Annotated in this window: 12 protein-coding genes; 5 read left to right on the forward strand and 7 right to left on the reverse strand. The window is 70.5% G+C overall.

The annotated features are described in order from the left end of the window. The 3 genes from ACFYXK_RS08195 to ACFYXK_RS08205 are packed head-to-tail and all read left to right on the forward strand — an operon-like array spanning window position 1 to window position 3,234. A complete protein-coding gene (locus ACFYXK_RS08195) occupies window positions 1-819 on the forward strand; it encodes a rhamnogalacturonan acetylesterase (protein ID WP_389410346.1) in 819 nt (272 codons plus the stop codon). Beyond that, window positions 816-1,616: an Ig-like domain-containing protein gene (locus tag ACFYXK_RS08200; protein WP_389410347.1), complete on the forward strand. Its 801-nt coding sequence runs from the start codon at window positions 816-818 to the stop codon at window positions 1,614-1,616. Before ACFYXK_RS08195 ends, ACFYXK_RS08200 begins: the two co-directional genes overlap by 4 nt. Window positions 1,617-1,632: 16 nt before the next feature. Beyond that, on the forward strand, window positions 1,633-3,234 hold the full coding sequence (locus ACFYXK_RS08205) for a glycosyltransferase family 2 protein (protein ID WP_389410348.1): 1,602 nt from the start codon (window positions 1,633-1,635) through the stop codon (window positions 3,232-3,234). 67 nt (window positions 3,235-3,301) lie between these two features. Here the strand turns inward: ACFYXK_RS08205 and ACFYXK_RS08210 are convergent, their stop codons facing one another. Further along, window positions 3,302-4,354: a hypothetical protein gene (locus ACFYXK_RS08210; protein ID WP_389410349.1), complete on the reverse strand. Its 1,053-nt coding sequence runs from the start codon at window positions 4,352-4,354 to the stop codon at window positions 3,302-3,304. A 221-nt stretch (window positions 4,355-4,575) separates the two neighbouring features. Between ACFYXK_RS08210 and ACFYXK_RS08215 the strand changes: the two genes are divergently transcribed. Further along, window positions 4,576-5,643, forward strand: a complete 1,068-nt coding sequence (locus tag ACFYXK_RS08215) for an LCP family protein (protein WP_383509063.1) — start codon at window positions 4,576-4,578, stop codon at window positions 5,641-5,643. A 68-nt stretch (window positions 5,644-5,711) separates the two neighbouring features. On the opposite strand, the gene ACFYXK_RS08220 is transcribed toward ACFYXK_RS08215, so the two are convergent. The 6 genes from ACFYXK_RS08220 to ACFYXK_RS08245 all read right to left on the reverse strand — a co-directional run bounded on the left by ACFYXK_RS08220 (window position 5,712) and on the right by ACFYXK_RS08245 (window position 14,300). After that, window positions 5,712-7,196: an amino acid permease gene (locus ACFYXK_RS08220; RefSeq protein WP_389410350.1), complete on the reverse strand. Its 1,485-nt coding sequence runs from the start codon at window positions 7,194-7,196 to the stop codon at window positions 5,712-5,714. 131 nt (window positions 7,197-7,327) lie between these two features. Then, the gene (gene dxs, locus ACFYXK_RS08225; protein ID WP_389410351.1) at window positions 7,328-9,244 is read right to left on the reverse strand and encodes a 1-deoxy-D-xylulose-5-phosphate synthase; all 1,917 of its coding nucleotides are present in this window, start codon (window positions 9,242-9,244) and stop codon (window positions 7,328-7,330) included. Between the two features lie 265 nt (window positions 9,245-9,509). Next, window positions 9,510-10,802, reverse strand: coding sequence for a sugar ABC transporter permease (locus ACFYXK_RS08230; RefSeq protein ID WP_389410352.1), 1,293 nt, complete (start codon window positions 10,800-10,802; stop codon window positions 9,510-9,512). Continuing rightward, window positions 10,799-11,587 carry an ATP-binding cassette domain-containing protein gene (locus tag ACFYXK_RS08235; protein ID WP_363177442.1) on the reverse strand — a complete coding sequence of 263 codons (789 nt, stop codon included), beginning with the start codon at window positions 11,585-11,587 and terminating at the stop codon, window positions 10,799-10,801. Before ACFYXK_RS08235 ends, ACFYXK_RS08230 begins: the two co-directional genes overlap by 4 nt. A 277-nt stretch (window positions 11,588-11,864) precedes the next feature. Continuing rightward, window positions 11,865-12,980, reverse strand: coding sequence for a sugar ABC transporter substrate-binding protein (locus ACFYXK_RS08240; RefSeq protein WP_389410353.1), 1,116 nt, complete (start codon window positions 12,978-12,980; stop codon window positions 11,865-11,867). Window positions 12,981-13,097: 117 nt separating this feature from the next. Next, on the reverse strand, window positions 13,098-14,300 hold the full coding sequence (locus ACFYXK_RS08245) for an ROK family protein (protein WP_389410354.1): 1,203 nt from the start codon (window positions 14,298-14,300) through the stop codon (window positions 13,098-13,100). Window positions 14,301-14,881: 581 nt separating this feature from the next. Between ACFYXK_RS08245 and mgtA the strand changes: the two genes are divergently transcribed. Beyond that, window positions 14,882-17,629, forward strand: a complete 2,748-nt coding sequence (gene mgtA, locus ACFYXK_RS08250; RefSeq protein WP_389410355.1) for a magnesium-translocating P-type ATPase — start codon at window positions 14,882-14,884, stop codon at window positions 17,627-17,629. Window positions 17,630-17,638 lie beyond the last annotated feature (9 nt).

Below are 17,638 nucleotides of genomic sequence, written 5' to 3' on the forward strand. Positions count from 1 at the left end.
GTGACGTACGCACCCGGACAGCAGCGGCCGCCGCGCAGGATCTTCGTGGCCGGCGACTCCGAGGCGGTCGCCCGGCCGTACAGCTATCTGCCGATGGTGGGCTGGGCCCAGGCACTGCCCCTCTTCCTCACCGATGCGGTCGAGGTCGTCAACTGCGCCCGCGCCCGCGCGAGCTCGAAGAGCTTCCGCGAGCGCGGCCGGCTCCAGTGGATCCTCGACAACCTGGAGCCCGGCGACTACCTGCTGTTCGGCTTCGGCCAGATCGACTGGAAGACCGACCCCGGCCTGCACACCAAGCCGTTCTCCACCTTCCAGGAGAACATGGCCGCCTTCGTGCACGGCGCGCGCGAGCGCCAGGCCCACCCGGTGATCCTGCTGCCGTACGAACGGCGCCGCATGGACGCGCACGGCAACGTCGCCCGCTTCCTGGGCGACTACCCGCTCGCGGCCCGGCAGCTGGCCGAGGACGAGCACGTTCCGGTCGTCGACCTGTACGGCCAGAGCGTGCAGTGGTGGGAGGAGCTCGGGCCGGAGCAGTCCAAGCTCGTCTTCACCTATCTGCGGCCCGGTGAGCCGCTGCTGGAGAACGTGCAGGACGGGGACAACGTGCACCTGCGCGCCGAGGGCGCGATCGAGTGCGCCCGGTTCGTCGCGCGCAGCCTCGCCGAGCAGGGCGTCATCCCCTCCCCCTGGGTCCGCGACCTCGACCGCCGCCGGTTCTCCTACGAGGAGATGGGCTGGCTGGACGAGGAGACGTTCTCGCACCGTACGAAGTCCCGGGTGTCCGAGCCCGCGGCACGCAAGGAGTCCACCGCGTGAACCTCCTCCGCCGCGGGCAGGCCGTCGGCGACACCCCGTCACTGGGCGCCGTGTACGCGGCCCTGTACAGCTCGGCCGACCCGCGCCGCGGCGTCTCCCCGGGCGAGACCGTCCAGTTCGGCCTCTCCGTCGCCCCCGATCAGGGCGCCTCGCGCGGCTGCGCGTACCTGGCGGAGGAGCCGCTGACCGCCGTCGGCGAGATCGTCGGCGTGCAGGGGCTGGAGTACTTCCCCCGCCAGCGCTGGTTCCGGGCCCGCGCCGACGCCGGGGAGCAGACGACGGGGGTCCTGCACCTGCGCGTCGACGCCTCGGCCACGGCACGCAGCATCCGGCCCCGGATCCTCGTCGGCATCCCGGACGCCTCGGGCCGCAAGCTCGTACGGACGGGCAAGCTCGCCGCCGAGCCCCTGCCGCTGCGGCCGGCCACCGCCCGCGGCCTGCGGATCGCGACCGCACCGGACCGGCCGGGCACCGTCAACGTGCTCTCGGCGGCCCCGGCGGGAAGCACGGCCATCTCCGTGACGCAGCCGCGGGAGGGCCGGGCGCAGCTGTCGCAGGACGGCTGGGTCACGTACGCGCCCGCCCCCGGCTTCACCGGCTACGACCGGTTCGAGTACACGGTGGGCACGGCCGCGGCCGCCGAGCTGACCTCGCACGTGAACGTCTTCGTGGGCTCCCTGGAGCACATCCCGGGCGCCTTCCCGCCGCATCCGTCGGACAGCGCCCCGCGGCCTTGGCAATGGCCCGAACTCACCGGGGAAATGCCGTGGCCCCGCCCCGCCGCCCCGCAGAACTGACGAGGATCCCGCCATCATGAACACCGCCGTCGTCGGCCCCACCGACGTCAAGGACGTGACGGTCGCCGTCCGGGTCTGCAATCAGGCCGCCGCGCTCGACGCCTGCCTGGCTTCCGTCTTCGTGCAGTCCATCGGAACGGAGCGGCTGGAAATCATCGGCGTCGACGACGGCTCGACCGACGAGAGCGGGTCCGTGCTCGCGCGCGCGGCGCACCAGTACCCCGCCTTCGTCCGCGTGGGGCAGGTGTCGCACGGGCTGAGTCCGGCGGCCGCCCGCAACTGGGCGCTGAGCCAGGTGCGCGGACGGTACGTCATCTTCCTGGAGGCCACGGACCGGCTGACGCCCGACGCGCTGGAGCGGATGGTCGCCGCGGCCGACGCGAACGAGGCCGACGTCGTGCTGGGCAAGCTGGAGAGCTCGGGCCGGCATGCGGTCGCGACGTCGATGTTCCGCAGGAACCAGGCCCACACCGATGTGTACGCCTCGCGCGTCTACTGGTCGCTGACGCCGGACAAGCTGTTCCGCTCCAGCATGCTGCAGCGCCGCGGGCTGGCCTTCCCCACCGACATGGTGATCGGCGACGACCAGGCCTTCACGGCCGGCGCCTTCATCGGGGCGGACAACGTCTCGGTCGTCGGCGACGCGACCTGCGTGGTCAAGGGCCCCGCGCCGGCGGAGCGGGTGACGCTGCCGGACCGGGTCGCCCTGGTCTCCCGGATGCTGGCCCTGGTCGGCTCGCAGCTGCCCGAGGGGCCGCGCCGGGACAAGCTCCAGTCCCGCCACCTGGAGGTGGAGCTCGGCAAGGCGACCGCGGCCGCGCTGCTGTCCGCCACCGACGCGGCGGAGCGGGACCAGGCCCTGTGGGCCGCCGCCGAGGTGCTGCGCACCCAGGCGTCCCCGGGAGCACTGGCGCTGCTGCCGCGCATGGTGGCCGTACGGTTCGCCCTGCTGGCGCAGGGCCGCTTCGCCGAGGCGCAGCGGATGGCCGCCTTCGAGGCGGACAAGGAGCGTCCGGCCGTCCGCAAGACGGTGGAGAACGGGCGGGTCTACACGACGCTGCCGTTCTTCCGCGACCCGCAGGTCGCCCTGCCGGACGAACTGTTCGACATCACCGGTGACATGACGGTCACCCACCAGTTGGAGAAGGCCCGCTGGGACGGGCCGATGCTGCTGCTGGAGGGCTTCGCGTTCTTCGAGCAGCTGTCGACGAAGGACCGCGCCACCCGGGTGGTGCTGCGCGAGCGGACGAGCGGTGCGACGGAGAGCTGCCCCGTCACGGCCCGCCGGGACGATGCGCTGACCAACGCCAAGGGCAGGCCCCGGGCGATGGGCCGCTTCTCCTGCCGGGTCAACCTCGCGCAGACCTCGAGCGGCTGGCCGCTCCCGCCGGGCACCTGGGACCTGCACCTCGCGGTCGGCTTCGAGGGCGTGACCCAGGAGGTGCGGCTCGGCCCGCGGCGCGCCGCGGAGCTCGACACGACGGCCCGGATGCCGGTGCGGATCGCGGCCGCGCCCGGTGCGCAGGGCCTGGAGCTGGCGGCCACCCCGTACTACACGGAGTCCGGCGGTCTCAGCATCGAGGTGTCGCAGCGGACGCCGCTGCCGCAGCACGCCTGACGGCCGGGCGGCGCGGCGGCCGGGCCGTTCGGCGCGGCGGTCTTCCCGCCCGGCGCCGGCGTGCGCCTCAGGCGGCGTCCCAGGGGCCGAAGACCAGCCCCTGCTGGGTGGTGTCCTGACGGGTGCAGATCAGTGCGCCGTCGGCGTCGAGGGCGGCCACCACGATGCGGCCGGCCGCGTCGACCGCCACCTGGGGCGCGTGCGCGCCGTGGCCGCCGAGGGAGGCCCACCAGGTGCCGTAGCCCTCGTTCTCGGTGACGTAGGCGGTGAGCTCGATGTCGCCCTCGGCGCCGGTCTGCGCGAGCACCGTGCAGTCGTAGCCGCCGATGACGGCCCGGACCACGCCCGGCGCGCCCGTGCCGCCTGCGCCGCCGAGGGCCATCAGGCCGCCGCCCTGTGCGCCCTGCTGCCCGGCCCGCCAGGCGACCAGCGATCCGTCGCCCGGGTAGCGCCAGAAGTACGTCACCCTGCGCGGGCCCGTCTCGCACAGGACCGGGGTGCCGGGGACGACCGGCGTGGGGATGCGGTCGGCGAGCTGGAAGCGGCCCTGGCCGACACCCACCCAGCGGTCGGCCCCGGCCCGGCCGAGGGCGAGCAGCTCGAGCGGCCCGCCGGCCGACATGAGCGGGGGCACGTCGCCCGCGTACGGCTCCGGTGCCACCTGCTTCCACCCGCCCCAGGCGCCCTCGGCGTTGCGGCTGCGCCGCAGGACGCCGCCGCGGCGCAGGGAGACGAGGACGTGCGTGGAGCCCGAGCGCTGGTTGACGGCGATGCGCGGCGGGCCGGCCAGCCGGTCGTCGGCGGGTCCGCCGCGCAGGCCGGGGGTGCCGAGGCTGTGCCACTCGGTCATGGCGCGGCCCGGCTGGAACTGGGTGGAGACGATGACCTCGGGCCGCTCCGAGCCGTCCTGGGCGGTGCGAAGGGCGACGAAGTGCACGTACCCCTCGCGGCTCTGCGCCATCGAGACGGTGCCCAGCCAGCCCGGGACCCCGAACGCGTCGGGGCCGGTCCAGCCGGCGCGGGGTGCCGCGGCCTCGGTCCAGCGCAGCAGGCCGTCCGGGGTGCACGCGTAGGCCGTCAGGCGTCCGTCGCCGCCCTTGAACAGCCAGTTTCCGGCCACCGACGGCGACCGACGGGAACCTGGTCCGGCGGGGGCCGGATCCTGCGCCGTGCGGTCGGAAGTGGCGCCCCGGCTACCGCTTTTGCCTCGGATCACGCCACTGTCCACCCTTCTGCCGAGTATGTCCTGCTCAAGCGGCAGGGCTCTTCACCGGAAAGAACCAGCCACTCGAAAGTGTGTCTTATGATGCACCCCATCGATAATAGAAGGGCTCTGCCTCCATGACCGACCGGCCCTCGGCCACCACTCCCCCGTCCCGGCGCAGGCCGCGGCGCGGCGGCAGGCGACGTGCCCTGCGAATCGTGCTGCTGACGGTGGCCGTGCTCATCCTCGCGGCCGGTGGCGCGGGCTGGTGGGCCTACAGCCATCTCAACGGCAACATCGACAGCGTCGACCTGGACCAGGCGATCGGCGACAACCGCCCGAAGAAGGTCGTCGCGGGCGCGCAGAACGTCCTCGTACTCGGCTCCGACTCGCGCGCCGGGGCCAACGCGGACCTCGACCACGGCGATGTGAGCGGCGCCCGCTCGGACACCGCCATGCTGGTGCACATACCCGAGGGCCGGTCCAAGGCCACCGCGGTGAGCATCCCGCGCGACACCCTGATCAGCCGGCCCGAATGCAAGGACGCCGACGGCAAGACCGTCAAGGCGGCGAACCGGGTCATGTTCAACTCGGTCTACTCGCTGGCCGGACCGGCCTGTGTGGTCAAGACCGTGGAGCAGATGTCCGGGGTCCGCGTGGACCACTTCGTCGAGGTCGACTTCGCCGGGTTCAAGGGCCTGGTGGACGCGCTCGGCGGGGTCACCGTCACCCTGGACAAGCCGATGAGCGGGGCCAAGGGCGGGCTCAAGCTCGACGCGGGCACGCACCGGCTGAACGGCACCGACTCGCTGAAGTTCGTCCGTACCCGCTACGGCTACGGGGACGGCAGCGACCTCGGGCGCATAGGCCTCCAGCAGCAGTTCATGATGGCGATGCTCTCGGAGATCAAGAAGCAGGACGCGCTCGGCAACCCGGCCCGGCTCTACAAGCTCGCCGACGCCGGCACGAAGTCGCTGACCACCGACTCCGACCTCGCCTCCCTCACCTCCCTGGCCGACTTCGCCCAGAGCATGAAGGGCGTGGACCCGGACACCATGGAGACGATCATGCTTCCGGTCGCCTACGACAAGGTGGACCCGAACCGCGTGGTCGTGGCCGAGCCGCAGGCGACCCAGCTGTGGGAGGCCCTGCGCACCGACCAGAAGATCCCGGCGGAGGCGAAGAAGTCCCCCGCGAAGGGCTGACGCGCCCGCGCACACGGAGGCCGGCCGTACGGGTGACCCGTACGGCCGGCTTCCGTCTTTCCTCCGCGCTAGAACTTCGCGTCGGCGCCGACCTTGCCGAGGCGGCTGTGCGAGCGTCCGTAGGCGAAGTAGACGACGATGCCGATCGCCATCCAGACGCCGAAGCGGATCCAGGTCTCGGCCGGCAGGTTGAGCATCAGCCAGAACGAGGCCGCGATCGACAGGATCGGGATCACCGGCACCCACGGGCAGCGGAACGCCCGGTGCAGGTCGGGGCGGGTCCGGCGCAGGATGATCACGCCGAGGGCGACGAGCACGAAGGCGAACAGGGTGCCGATGTTCACCAGTTCCGCGAGCTTCTCCAGGCTGGTGAACCCCGCGACGACGGCGATGATCCCGCCGAGCAGGAGGGTCGCCCGGTAGGGGGTGCGGTACTTGGGGTGGGTGACGGAGAAGACGCGCGGCAGCAGTCCGTCGCGGCTCATCGCGAAGAACACGCGGGTCTGGCCGAGCAGCAGGATCATGCTCACGGTGATCAGGCCGACGGCCGCCCCGAGGCTGATCGCGCCGGAGAAGAAGGGCTGGTTCACCGATTTGAAGGCTTCGGCCAGTGGTGCGGTCGGTGACATCTCCGAGTACTTCTGCATGCCGGTGACCACCAGCGTCACGGCGACGTAGAGGAAGGTGCAGATCAGCAGCGAGCCGAGGATGCCGCGCGGCATGTCCCGCTGCGGGTTCCTGGTCTCCTCGGCGGCGGTGGCCACGACGTCGAAGCCGATGAAGGCGAAGAAGATGAGGGAGGCCGCGGTGAAGATGCCCATGACGCCGAAGTTGGTGGGCGCGTAGCCGAACAGCAACTGGACCAGTGGCGCGTGCAGGCCGCTGCCGGCCTCCTGCGGCTGGGCCGGCGGGATGAACGGCGAGTAGTTGTCGCCCTTGATGAAGAACAGGCCCGCGACGATGACCAGCAGGACCACGAAGACCTTGATGGCGACGACGACCGCGGTGATCCGCGCCGAGAGCTTCGTCCCGACGACCAGGATCGCCGTCAGCACCAGGATCAGCAGGAAGGCCAGCAGGTCGAAGCTGCCTCCCGCGTCCGGTCCGGACAGCGCGGTGGGCAGGTCCCAGCCCAGGTTGGTGTGCATGAGGTGGCGCACGTAGCCGGACCAGCCGACCGCCACGACGGCGGTGCCGAGCGCGAACTCCAGCACCAGGTCCCAGCCGATGATCCAGGCGGGCAGCTCACCGATCGAGGCGTACGAGAAGGTGTACGCGGATCCGGCCACCGGCACGGTGGACGCGAACTCTGCGTAGCACAGCGCCGCGAGGGCGCAGACGATGCCCGCCGCCACGAAGGCGAGGGAGGTGGCGGGTCCGGCGTTGTTCCGGGCAGCGATGCCCGTGAGGACGAAGATGCCGGTGCCGATGATGACACCCACACCGAAAACCGTCAGGTCCCAGGCGGAGAGCGACTTCCGGAGCGCGTGTTCCGGCTCCTCCGTGTCACGGATGGACTGCTCCACCGTCTTGGTGCGGAAGGGGCTGTTCATATCCCTACTCACCGACGCACCTCCGAAACAGGTGTCGACGCACGCGAACGGGCCGGGAGGCCCACCCCTTCAAGGGTGATCTCCCGGCCCGTGACGTGCAACCGCGCGGCGATCTAGTGGCCGGTACCGCCCTAGTCGACGGCGGCGGCCGGCTCGCTGTCGTAGCGCCCGTCCAGCTTCGCCACCAGGCCCGTGACCTGCCGGGCGATGTCCGGCGCGGTCAGCCCGATCTCGGCCATGATCTCCTTGCGCAGGGCGTGGTCGAGGAAGCGCTGCGGGATGCCGAAGTCGCGCAGCGGCACGTCGACACCCGCGTCGCGCAGCGCCTGCGCGACGGCGGAGCCCACACCGCCGGTGCGGCCGTTGTCCTCGACGGTGACGACCACGCGGTGGCGGTCCGCGAGCGGGGCCAGGGCCTCGTCCACGGGCTTGACCCAGCGGGGGTCGACGACGGTCGTGGAGATGCCCTGCTTGTCGAGCAGGTCGGCGATCTCCAGGCACATCGGGGCGAGCGCGCCGACCGAGACGAGCAGTACGTCCGGCCGGGTGACTTCGGGGGCCGGGGCGCGCAGGACGTCCATGCCGCCGATCCGGCCGACGGCCGGGACGGCCGGGCCGACGACGCCCTTGGAGTAGCGCACGACGGTCGGGGCGTCCTTGACCTCGACGGCCTCGCGCAGCTGGGCGCGCAGCTGCTCGGCGTCGCGCGGGGCGGCCAGCCGCAGGCCGGGGACGACCTGGAGGATGGACATGTCCCACATGCCGTTGTGGGAGGCGCCGTCGTCGCCGGTGACGCCGGCCCGGTCCAGGACGAAGGTGACCCCGCACTTGTGCAGGGCGACGTCCATCAGGACCTGGTCGAAGGCGCGGTTGAGGAAGGTCGCGTAGACCGCGAAGACCGGGTGGACCCCGCCGGTGGCGAGGCCGGCCGCCGAGGTGGCGCCGTGCTGCTCGGCGATGCCCACGTCGTAGATGCGGTCCGGGAAGGCCTCGGCGAACTTGTTGAGGCCGACCGGGTGGAGCATGGCGGCGGTGATGCCGACGATGTCCGCGCGCTCGTGGCCGAGCTTGACCATCTCGTCGGCGAAGACGGAGGTCCAGCTGGCGGCGGCGGTCTTGACCGGCAGTCCGGTGTCCGGGTGGATCACGCCGACCGCGTGGAAGCGGTCCGCCTCGTGCTCGAGGGCCGGGGTGTAGCCGCGGCCCTTCTGGGTGAGGCAGTGCACGATGACCGGGCCGCTGAAGCGCTTGGCGCGCTGCAGGGCGGACTCCAGGGCCTCGATGTCGTGGCCGTCGATGGGCCCGATGTACTTCAGGCCGAGGTCCTCGAACATGCCCTGCGGGGCGATGAAGTCCTTGAGGCCCTTCTTGGCGCCGTGCAGGGTCTCGAAGAGCGGCTTCCCGACGACCGGGGTGCGCTCCAGGAGTTCCTTGCCGCGGGCCAGGAAGCGCTCGTAGCCGTCCGTGGTGCGCAGGGTGGCCAGGTGGTTGGCGAGGCCGCCGATGGTGGGGCCGTACGAGCGCTCGTTGTCGTTGACGACGATGACCAGCGGGCGGTCCTTGGCGGCGGCGATGTTGTTCAGCGCCTCCCAGGCCATGCCTCCGGTCAGCGCGCCGTCGCCGATGACGGCGGCGACGTGGTGGTCCTCCCGGCCCAGCACCTCGTTGGCCTTGGCGAGGCCGTCGGCCCAGCCCAGCACGGTGGAGGCGTGGGAGTTCTCGATCACGTCGTGGTCGGACTCGGCGCGCGAGGGGTAGCCGGACAGGCCGCCCTTGGTGCGCAGGCCGGCGAAGTCCTGGCGGCCCGTGAGCAGCTTGTGGACGTAGGCCTGGTGGCCGGTGTCGAAGAGGACCTTGTCCTTGGGCGAGTCGAAGACCCGGTGCAGAGCGATCGTCAGTTCGACCACCCCGAGGTTGGGGCCGAGGTGCCCGCCGGTCTTGGAGACGGCGTCGACGAGGAAGGACCTGATCTCGGCGGCGAGCTGGTCGAGCTCCTCCTGGCTGAGCCGGTCCAGATCGCGCGGTCCCTTGATGCGGGTCAGCAGCACCCGTGCCTCCTTGCAGTTGCTTGCTGGTCTGTCGAGTCTAATGTTCCGTCGGCGACGTCGGTCATCGGGCTGCCGCACACGGGTCACAGCTTTGTCATGGCTGTAGACATCCCTGTGCAGATCACCCCGATGTCACACCTCACATTCGGGCGTATACCCACACAGGCGTACGCACAGATGTACGTACGGACGTACGCACGGATGCCCGGTGCCACACGGGGTGGCACCGGGCACTGTGACCGGTCTTACCGCAACGGACGCGGTGTCAGGCGCGTCCGGCCGTCTTCTGGGTCTTGCGGGTGACCGAGTCGATCACCACGGTGGCCAGCAGCACCGCACCGGTGATCATGTACTGGATCGGCGTGGCGATGCCCTGGAGAGCCAGACCGTACTGGATCGAGGTGATGACCATGACGCCGAGGAGGGCGTTCCAGGTCCGGCCCCGGCCGCCGAAGAGGCTGGTGCCGCCGATCACGGCCGCCGCGATCACGTTCATCAGCAGGTCGCCGCCGCCGGCGCTCTGGTTGGCCGCCGCGATCTTGGAGGCCCAGAAGAGGCCGCCGATGGCCGCGAAGGTGCCCGAGATCGTGAACACCGCGATACGGATCCCGACGACGCTGATGCCCGCACGGCGGGAGGCCTCGACGCTGCCGCCGAGGGCGAAGACGTTCCGGCCGAACGTGGTGCGGCGCAGCAGGAAGTCCGTGCCGGCCAGCACCACCACGAAGAGCACGACCGCCAGCGGCAGGCCCTTGTACTGGTTGAACACCGCGGCGGGACCGAAGGTGAAGACCGCCAGCAGGCCCGTGCGCAGGGCGATCTCGCTCATCGGACGGGACGGGACGCCCGCGGCCGCGCGGCGGCGGTTGTCGAAGAAGCTCGCCAGGAAGTACCCGATCACCGCGACCGCGGCGAGGCCGTAGCCGGCCGCCACGTCCGTGAAGAAGTACGTGGTGAGCTGGCCCACGACACCGTCGGAGTCGATGTTGATCGTGCCGTTGCTGCCGAGGATCTGCAGCATGGCGCCGGACCAGAAGAGCAGGCCCGACAGCGTGACCGCGAAGGCCGGCGCGCCGATCTTCGCGAAGAAGAAGCCGTGGATTGCGCCGATCAGGGCACCGCCGGCGACGGCGGCCAGGATCGCCACCCACTCGTTGACCCCGTGGGTGACGGCCAGGACGGCGAAGAGGGCACCCGCGACACCGCTCACCGAGCCGACGGAGAGGTCGATCTCGCCGAGCAGCAGCACGAAGATGATGCCGACGGCCATCATGCCGGTGGCGACCATCGTGATCGCGATGTTGGTGAGGTTCTCCGGGGACAGGAAGTTCGCGTTCAGCCCCTGGAAGATGCCGCAGATGATGATCAGGCCGATGACGACCGGGAGGGAGCCCAGGTCGCCGGCCTTCATCTTGCGACCGAACTCGCTCAGGTAGCCGGCCAGCCCCTGCTCGCGCACGAGCAGGCGCGGGTCCACCGCGGGGATGGCGTCCGCCGGGGCGGCGGGGTTGGCGAGCTGGGCCACCTCTTCCGCATGGGTGTGGTGTTCGGTGCTCACTTGCGGGCCTCCCCGGTACGGGCCGCCCGGCGGGTCACGGCGTTGTCCGTGGCTCCGGTGATGGCGGAGATGATCTCTTCCTGCGACGTGTCCTTGACGTTGAAGACGCCGTTGTTGCGGCCCAGCCGCAGGACCGCCACCTTGTCGGCGACGGCCTTCACATCGGCCATGTTGTGGCTGATGAGGATGACGGCGTGGCCGCGCTCGCGCAGCCGCTCCACCAGGTCGAGGACCTGTGCGGTCTGCTCGACGCCGAGGGCGGCGGTGGGCTCGTCGAGGATGACGAGCTGGGGCTCGCCGAGCATCGAACGGGCGATCGCCACGGTCTGGCGCTGACCGCCGGAGAGCGAGGCGATGGGGATGCGGACACTGGGGATCCGGATGGACAGGGTGGTCAGGAGCTCGCGGGCGCGGCGCTCCATCTCCACCTCGTCCAGGACTCCGCGGCGCTTGAGCTCGCGGCCCAGGAAGAGGTTGCCGACGACGTCGATGTTGTCGCACAGCGCGAGGTCCTGGTAGACCGTCGCGATGCCCAGGTTCTGGGCGTCGTGGGGCTTGCTGATCGAGACCGGCTTGCCTTCCCACTCGATGACTCCGTCATCGATGGGGTGGACGCCGGCGATCGTCTTGACGAGCGTGGACTTGCCGGCGCCGTTGTCGCCGACCAGGGCGACCACCTCGCCGGAGTGGATCTCGAGTTCTACGTCGGTGAGCGCCTGGACGGCACCGAATCGCTTCGAGACCCCTCGCAACGCCAGCACGGGCGCAGCGGACACATGAACCATCTCCTTCGCCGCCTGACCGGCGGGGATGTCGTGCAGAAAGTGCAGGAGCGGGGTGGGATAAGGAATCGTTTCTGCCCGGCGCCCCACGCGTGGCGGGGGAAGAAGGGCGGGGCGCCGGGCAGGCGCGGGGGTCCTGGTGGACCGGAGGCCGCGGGGGCGGGCCTCCGGCCGGCAGGACGCTGGGGCCTCGGCAGGCCCGGGGGGACCTGCGTGCGGCCGGGACGGCCCGTTCCGGGGCCGGGATGGCCTACAGGGGCCCGTGCCGGGCCCCGTCGGCCTACTTCAGGCCGAGGGTGGTGCAGGCGGCCGCGTACTTGTCGGTGCAGATCTCGTCGGCCGTGTAGACACCGTCCTTGATGACAGTGTCCTTGATGTTGTTCTTGGTCAGCGAGACGACGGGGACCAGGACCGAGGGGATGCCCTTGTCGGTCGGGCTGTCGACCTTGGAGGTGGTGACACCGTCCAGCTTCTCGCCCTTGGCGAGCGCGACGGCCATCTTCGCGGCGGCCTCGGCCTCGGGGGCGTACGGCTTGTAGACGCTCATGAACTGCTCGCCCGCAACGATCCGCTGCACACCGGCGAGTTCCGCGTCCTGGCCGGTGACCGGGGGCAGCGGGTCCATGCCGGCCGCCTTGAGGGCGGTGATGATGCCGCCTGCCATGCCGTCGTTGGCGGAGTAGACGCCGACGATCTTGTCCTTGCCGATCGCGGAGATCGCACCCGCCATGTTCGTGTTGGCGTTCTCCGGCTTCCACTCCTTGGTGTCGTACTCCTTGCCGATGGTCACCTTGCCATCGAGGACGGAGTGCGCACCCTTCTTGAAGAGGGCGGCGTTCGGGTCGGTGACCGACCCGTTCATCATGACGATCTCACCGCTCTTGGCCTTGTCGCCCAGGGCCTCGAGCAGGGCCTTGCCCTGGACCTTGCCGACCTCTTCGTTGTCGAAGGAGGTGTAGGCGTCGATCGGGCCCTCGGCGAGGCGGTCGTAGGCCACGACCGGGATGCCCTTCTCCTTGGCCTTCTTCACCGAGCCGGCGATGGCCTTGGAGTCCACGGCGTCGATGACCAGGACGTTCACCTTGTTGGTGATCATCGTGTCGACCTGCGAGTTCTGCGTGGTCGCGTCCTGCTTGGCGTTGGCGTAGACCACCTCGGCCTTGCCGCCGGTGAGTTCGGCGACCTTCTTCTCGAAGAGCGGCTTGTCGAACTTCTCGTAGCGCGCGGTCTGGTTCTCCGGCAGGAGCAGACCGATCTTGATCGCGCCACCCGCGGCGGCGGAGCCGGACTCCTTCGGCTTCTCACCGGCCTCCTTGGCGCTGCCACAGGCGGCAAGGGAAGCGGCCATCGCGGTGGCGGCGACGGCTACGGCGGCTCTACGCATGCGCGTGTTCATTTCTTGAACCTCCCTGACGAGGCCGCAACATTGCGGCCGAGGTGGACGTGAGTCAACCTCGGCCGCAGTTTGCCGTCAAGGAGTGAATCCTTAACGAGATGACAACGGTGCCATCCGTTATCTAACTGAAGGCAAGAGCTTGAGGCTCGGAGAATCGGCCAGAAGGGTCGAATCGCCCATCTCGCTCAGCACCAGGGCCAGTGCGCCCAGTACTTCTGCGCGGCCGCCCAACGACCCGGTGAGCACGGACAGTTGCCGTGCCGCGCTGGGGATCGCGTACCGCCCCACCGACTCACGTATGGGGGCCAGGATCAGTTCACCGGCCTCCGCCAGGGAGCCGCCGAGCACCACGCGGCTCGGGTTCAGGACGTTGCACAGGTTCGCGACACCACTACCCACATGGCGGCCCACGTCGGCGATGACCCGGCGGCAGCCCGGATCGCCCTCCCGGGCCAGTTCGACCACCCGCTCCATGGTGAGCTCGGGCCCGTGCGTGCTCTGCAGCAGCGGCAGCACGTAGCGGGCCGCGGCGAAGGTCTCCAGGCAGCCGCGGTTGCCGCAGCGGCAGACCGGGCCCGACTCGTCGAGGGTGATGTGCCCGATCTCGCCGGCGGTGCCGCCGGGCCCCCGGTAGATCTGCCCGTTGATCACCAGGCCGGCGCCGACACCGCTCGCGACCTTGATGTACGCGAGGTCCTTGACCCCGCGGCCGCTGCCCCACACCAGCTCCCCGAGCGCCCCGAGGTTGGCGTCGTTGTCCACGTACACGGGCACGCCGAGGCGCTGCGAGAGCTCCTGGCGCGGGTTGATCCCGGCCCAGCCCGGCAGGATCGCGGTGGAGCCGAGGGTCCCGGACTCCACGTCGATGGGGCCCGGCACGCCGAGCCCCACTCCGATGACCTTGTCCAGGCCTACCCCGATGCCCGCGATCAGCTCTCCGACCAGGGCTTCCGCCCGGTCGAAGCCGTCCGCCCAGGAGGCGTCCACGTCCAGCGGCGCGGACTCCTCGGCCAGGACCTGGTGGGCGAGGTTGCCGACCGCCACCCGCAGGTGGGTGTGGCCGAAGTCCACGCCGATCACGATGCCGGCGTCGCCGCTGAGCGAGACGCTGCGCGCCCGCCGGCCGCCGGCCGAGGTGTCCGTGACCTCGACGGTCCCACCGTCCTTGAGCTCGCGGACGATGTTGGAGACCGTGGCCGCCGACAGTCCGGTGGACCGGGCGATCTCGGCCTGGGTCAGCGAACCCGCGAGCCGCACGGCCCGCACGACCCGTTCGAGATTCGCGCGGTGCAGCGAAGACTGCGATCCGGGAGTCTGCACGACTCATCCACTCCTGCCCATAAGCGACGGCCGACCGTCGCCCCCCGAGCCGGCGATCGCGGCTTGGTGCTCCGAGACCCCGGCGTCTCTCCAACTTGTGAACCTTAAGTCGAGCCTTTGGCCCTCCAGACGTCAAGAGGCTGACACAGAACGAATCGGCCACTACCGGTCATAAGTATGAGAGACATCCCTCTAGATCGTGTTACGGTCGCTGAGGCGCCGGTCCTCTGCGGCCTTTCCGGCCGGATCGGGCGCCCTGTAAATGACGGCGCTGCGCAAGGAGGTGTTCGGGATGAGTCCCGATCGAAGTCCTTGCAGCGCTCTCGTCGGCTGACCTTGATCAGCTGAACCTTCCCTGAGTGCGCACGGTGCGGCACACCGCCGCGATCCCCGTGCGTTTCTGCATTTCTTCCTTCCCCCGCCCTTCCTTCCGCATGCCCCGGCCCTTGTGCCGGGCGTGCGTCATCCATGCCCATCGGCGTGCCCGCCGGCGCTTCGCGCCGCCCTGCGCCGACCCGTGATCACTCCACGTGACCGTGCGGCTCCGTGCTGCCCGGACGCAGTGGAGGGAGGTATTCGTCATGACCATGCTCACCCCCCGTACCCCGACCAAGCTCGCACCGCCGGGCAGGGGCCGCCGCGAGCGCAAGGCCGCCGAGCTGGAGTCCCGTACCCGGCTCGCCGGCGAGCAGCTCGCCGGATTCAGCGCCCGGCCCGGCGCCCGGGTCCTGCAGGACCTCTCCACCACCCCGGGCGGCCTCACGCACGCCGAGGCGGCGCTGCGCCTGGAGCGGCACGGCGCCAACGTCGTCGCCCACGAGCGCGCCCCGCGCTGGTGGGTCCAGCTGGCGAAGGCGTTCCGGAACCCCTTCATCGCCGTCCTGGTCTTCCTGGCCGCCGTCATGTGGTGGCAGGACCCGGCCGATCCCGGCGTCGTCATCCTCTCCGTGATGGTGGGGATCAGCGGGCTGCTGCGCTTCTGGCAGGAGTTCCGCTCCGGCCGCGCCGCCGACGCACTGAAGAAGCTCGTCACCACCACCTGCGCCGTGCAGCGCCGGGCCGGCGGCGGCGCGGGGCCGATCACCCTCGAGGTGCCCATGGACCAGGTGGTCCCGGGCGATGTGGTGAAGCTGGCCGCGGGTGACCTGATCCCGGCCGACCTGCGGCTGATCACCTCCAAGGACCTGATGGTCGGCCAGGCCGCGCTGTCCGGCGAGTCCCTGCCGGTGGCCAAGGCCGACACTCCCCCTCGCTCCGCCGCGGGCAACCCCGTCACCGAGGACCTCGGCCAGTTCGAGACCACCGACCCGGTCGAGGCAGGCAACCTGGTCCTCATGGGGACTTCGGTCACCTCCGGCACCGCCACCGGCGTGGTCGTCGCCACCGGCGCCGACACCTACTTCGGCTCGATGGCCGGCTCGCTGGTCGGCGAGCGGCCGCAGACCAACTTCGACAACGGCGTGCGCAAGGTCAGCTTCCTGCTGATCCGCTTCATGCTGGTCATGGTCCCGGTCGTGTTCGCGATCAACGGCCTCACCAAGGGCGACTGGGACGAGGCCTTCCTCTTCGGCATCGCCGTCGCGGTCGGCCTGACCCCCGAGATGCTGCCGATGGTCGTCTCCGCCAACCTGGCGCGCGGCGCGGTCGCCATGTCCAGGCGCAAGGTCGTCGTCAAGCGCCTCAACGCGATCCAGAACCTGGGCGCGATGGACGTGCTCTGCACGGACAAGACCGGCACCCTCACCGAGGACCGGATCGTCCTGGACCGCTACCTGGACGTGCACGGCAACGAGGACGACGAGGTCCTGGAGTACGGCTACCTCAACTCCCACTTCCAGACCGGCCTGAAGAACCTGATGGACCAGGCGGTCATCGACCGGGTCGACGAGGCCGAGGAGGTTGTCGTCGACGCACGGTTCTCGATGGTCGACGAGATCCCCTTCGACTTCGCCCGCCGGCGGATGTCCGTGGTACTGGGCCGCAACGGCACCGTGGGCGACCTCGGCCGCTCCGAGCACGTCATGATCACCAAGGGTGCGGTGGAGGAGGTCCTGGACCTCTGCACCCACATGACGGACCGCGGCCGGAGGGTCGAGCTCACCGACGAGCTGCGCCGGCGCGTCACCCGCATCGCCGAGGGCAACAACCGCCAGGGCCTGCGCGTCCTCGCCGTCGCCACCCGCACGATGAGCACCCCGCGCGACTCCTACGGCGTCGCGGACGAGGACGGGCTGACCCTGGTCGGCTTCCTCGCCTTCCTCGACCCGCCGAAGGCCGACGCCGCCCGGGCCCTGCAGGGCCTCGCCGACAAGGGCATCGCGGTGAAGGTCGTCACCGGCGACAACGACCTCGTCGCCGCCCGGGTCTGCGCGGACGTCGGCATCGACGTCGGGCACGTGGTGCTCGGCGCCGAGATCGACGCCCTCGACGAGGCGGCACTGCGCGCGCTTGCCGCCCGTACGACGGTCTTCGCCAAGGTCAACCCGGTTCAGAAGGCCCGGATCGTACGGGCCCTGCAGGCGGACGGCCACACCGTCGGCTTCCTCGGGGACGGCATCAACGACGCCGCGGCGCTGCGCGACGCGGATGTCGGCATCTCCGTCGACACCGCGGTCGACATCGCGAAGGAGTCGGCGGACGTCATCCTGCTCGAGAAGGACCTGACGGTCCTGGAGCAGGGCGTGATCCAGGGCCGGACCACCTTCGGCAACACGATCAAGTACATCAAGATGACGGCGTCGTCGAACTTCGGGAACGTCTTCTCGGTCCTGGTGGCGAGCGCGTTCATCCCCTTCCAGCCGATGCTCGCGATCATGCTGCTGGTGCAGAACCTGGTCTACGACATCGCGCAGCTGGCGACGCCGTGGGACCGGATGGACGAGGAGTACCTGCGCAGGCCCCGCAACTGGGACGCCAAGGGCATCGGCCGGTTCATGGTCTGCATCGGCCCGATCAGCTCGATCTTCGACATCGCGATGTTCGTGATCATGTGGAACGTGTTCGGGGCGGACAGTGAGGCCGACCAGGCGCTGTTCCAGTCCGGCTGGTTCATCGAGGGGCTGCTCTCACAGACCCTGATCGTCCACATGATCCGTACCCGGAAGATCCCGTTCATCCAGTCCCGGGCCTCCTGGCCGGTGATGGTGATGACCGTCCTCGCGGTGCTGACCGGGCTGTACCTGCCCTTCTCGCCGCTGGCCGGCTCGCTGGGCTTCGTGCCCCTGCCGGCGGGCTACTTCCCGTGGCTGATCGGCGTGCTGCTGGCGTACTGCACGCTCACCCAGCTCCTGAAGACCCTGTACATCCGCACGTTCGGCACCTGGCTGTAGGAGCCCGGT

Origin of the sequence: Streptomyces sp. NPDC002209, assembly GCF_042890265.1 — a bacterium.
Classification (GTDB): Bacteria; Actinomycetota; Actinomycetes; order Streptomycetales; family Streptomycetaceae; genus Streptomyces.

Bases quoted from the DNA above. Each gene is read 5' to 3' on its own strand.
- ACFYXK_RS08205 (WP_389410348.1), top strand. From the start codon at position 1,633: ATGAACACCGCCGTCGTCGGCCCCACCGACGTCAAGGACGTGACGGTC.
- ACFYXK_RS08215 (WP_383509063.1), top strand. From the start codon at position 4,576: ATGACCGACCGGCCCTCGGCCACCACTCCCCCGTCCCGGCGCAGGCCG.
- ACFYXK_RS08220 (WP_389410350.1), bottom strand. From the start codon at position 7,196: ATGAACAGCCCCTTCCGCACCAAGACGGTGGAGCAGTCCATCCGTGAC.
- ACFYXK_RS08235 (WP_363177442.1), bottom strand. From the start codon at position 11,587: ATGGTTCATGTGTCCGCTGCGCCCGTGCTGGCGTTGCGAGGGGTCTCG.
- ACFYXK_RS08240 (WP_389410353.1), bottom strand. From the start codon at position 12,980: ATGAACACGCGCATGCGTAGAGCCGCCGTAGCCGTCGCCGCCACCGCG.
- mgtA (WP_389410355.1), top strand. From the start codon at position 14,882: ATGACCATGCTCACCCCCCGTACCCCGACCAAGCTCGCACCGCCGGGC.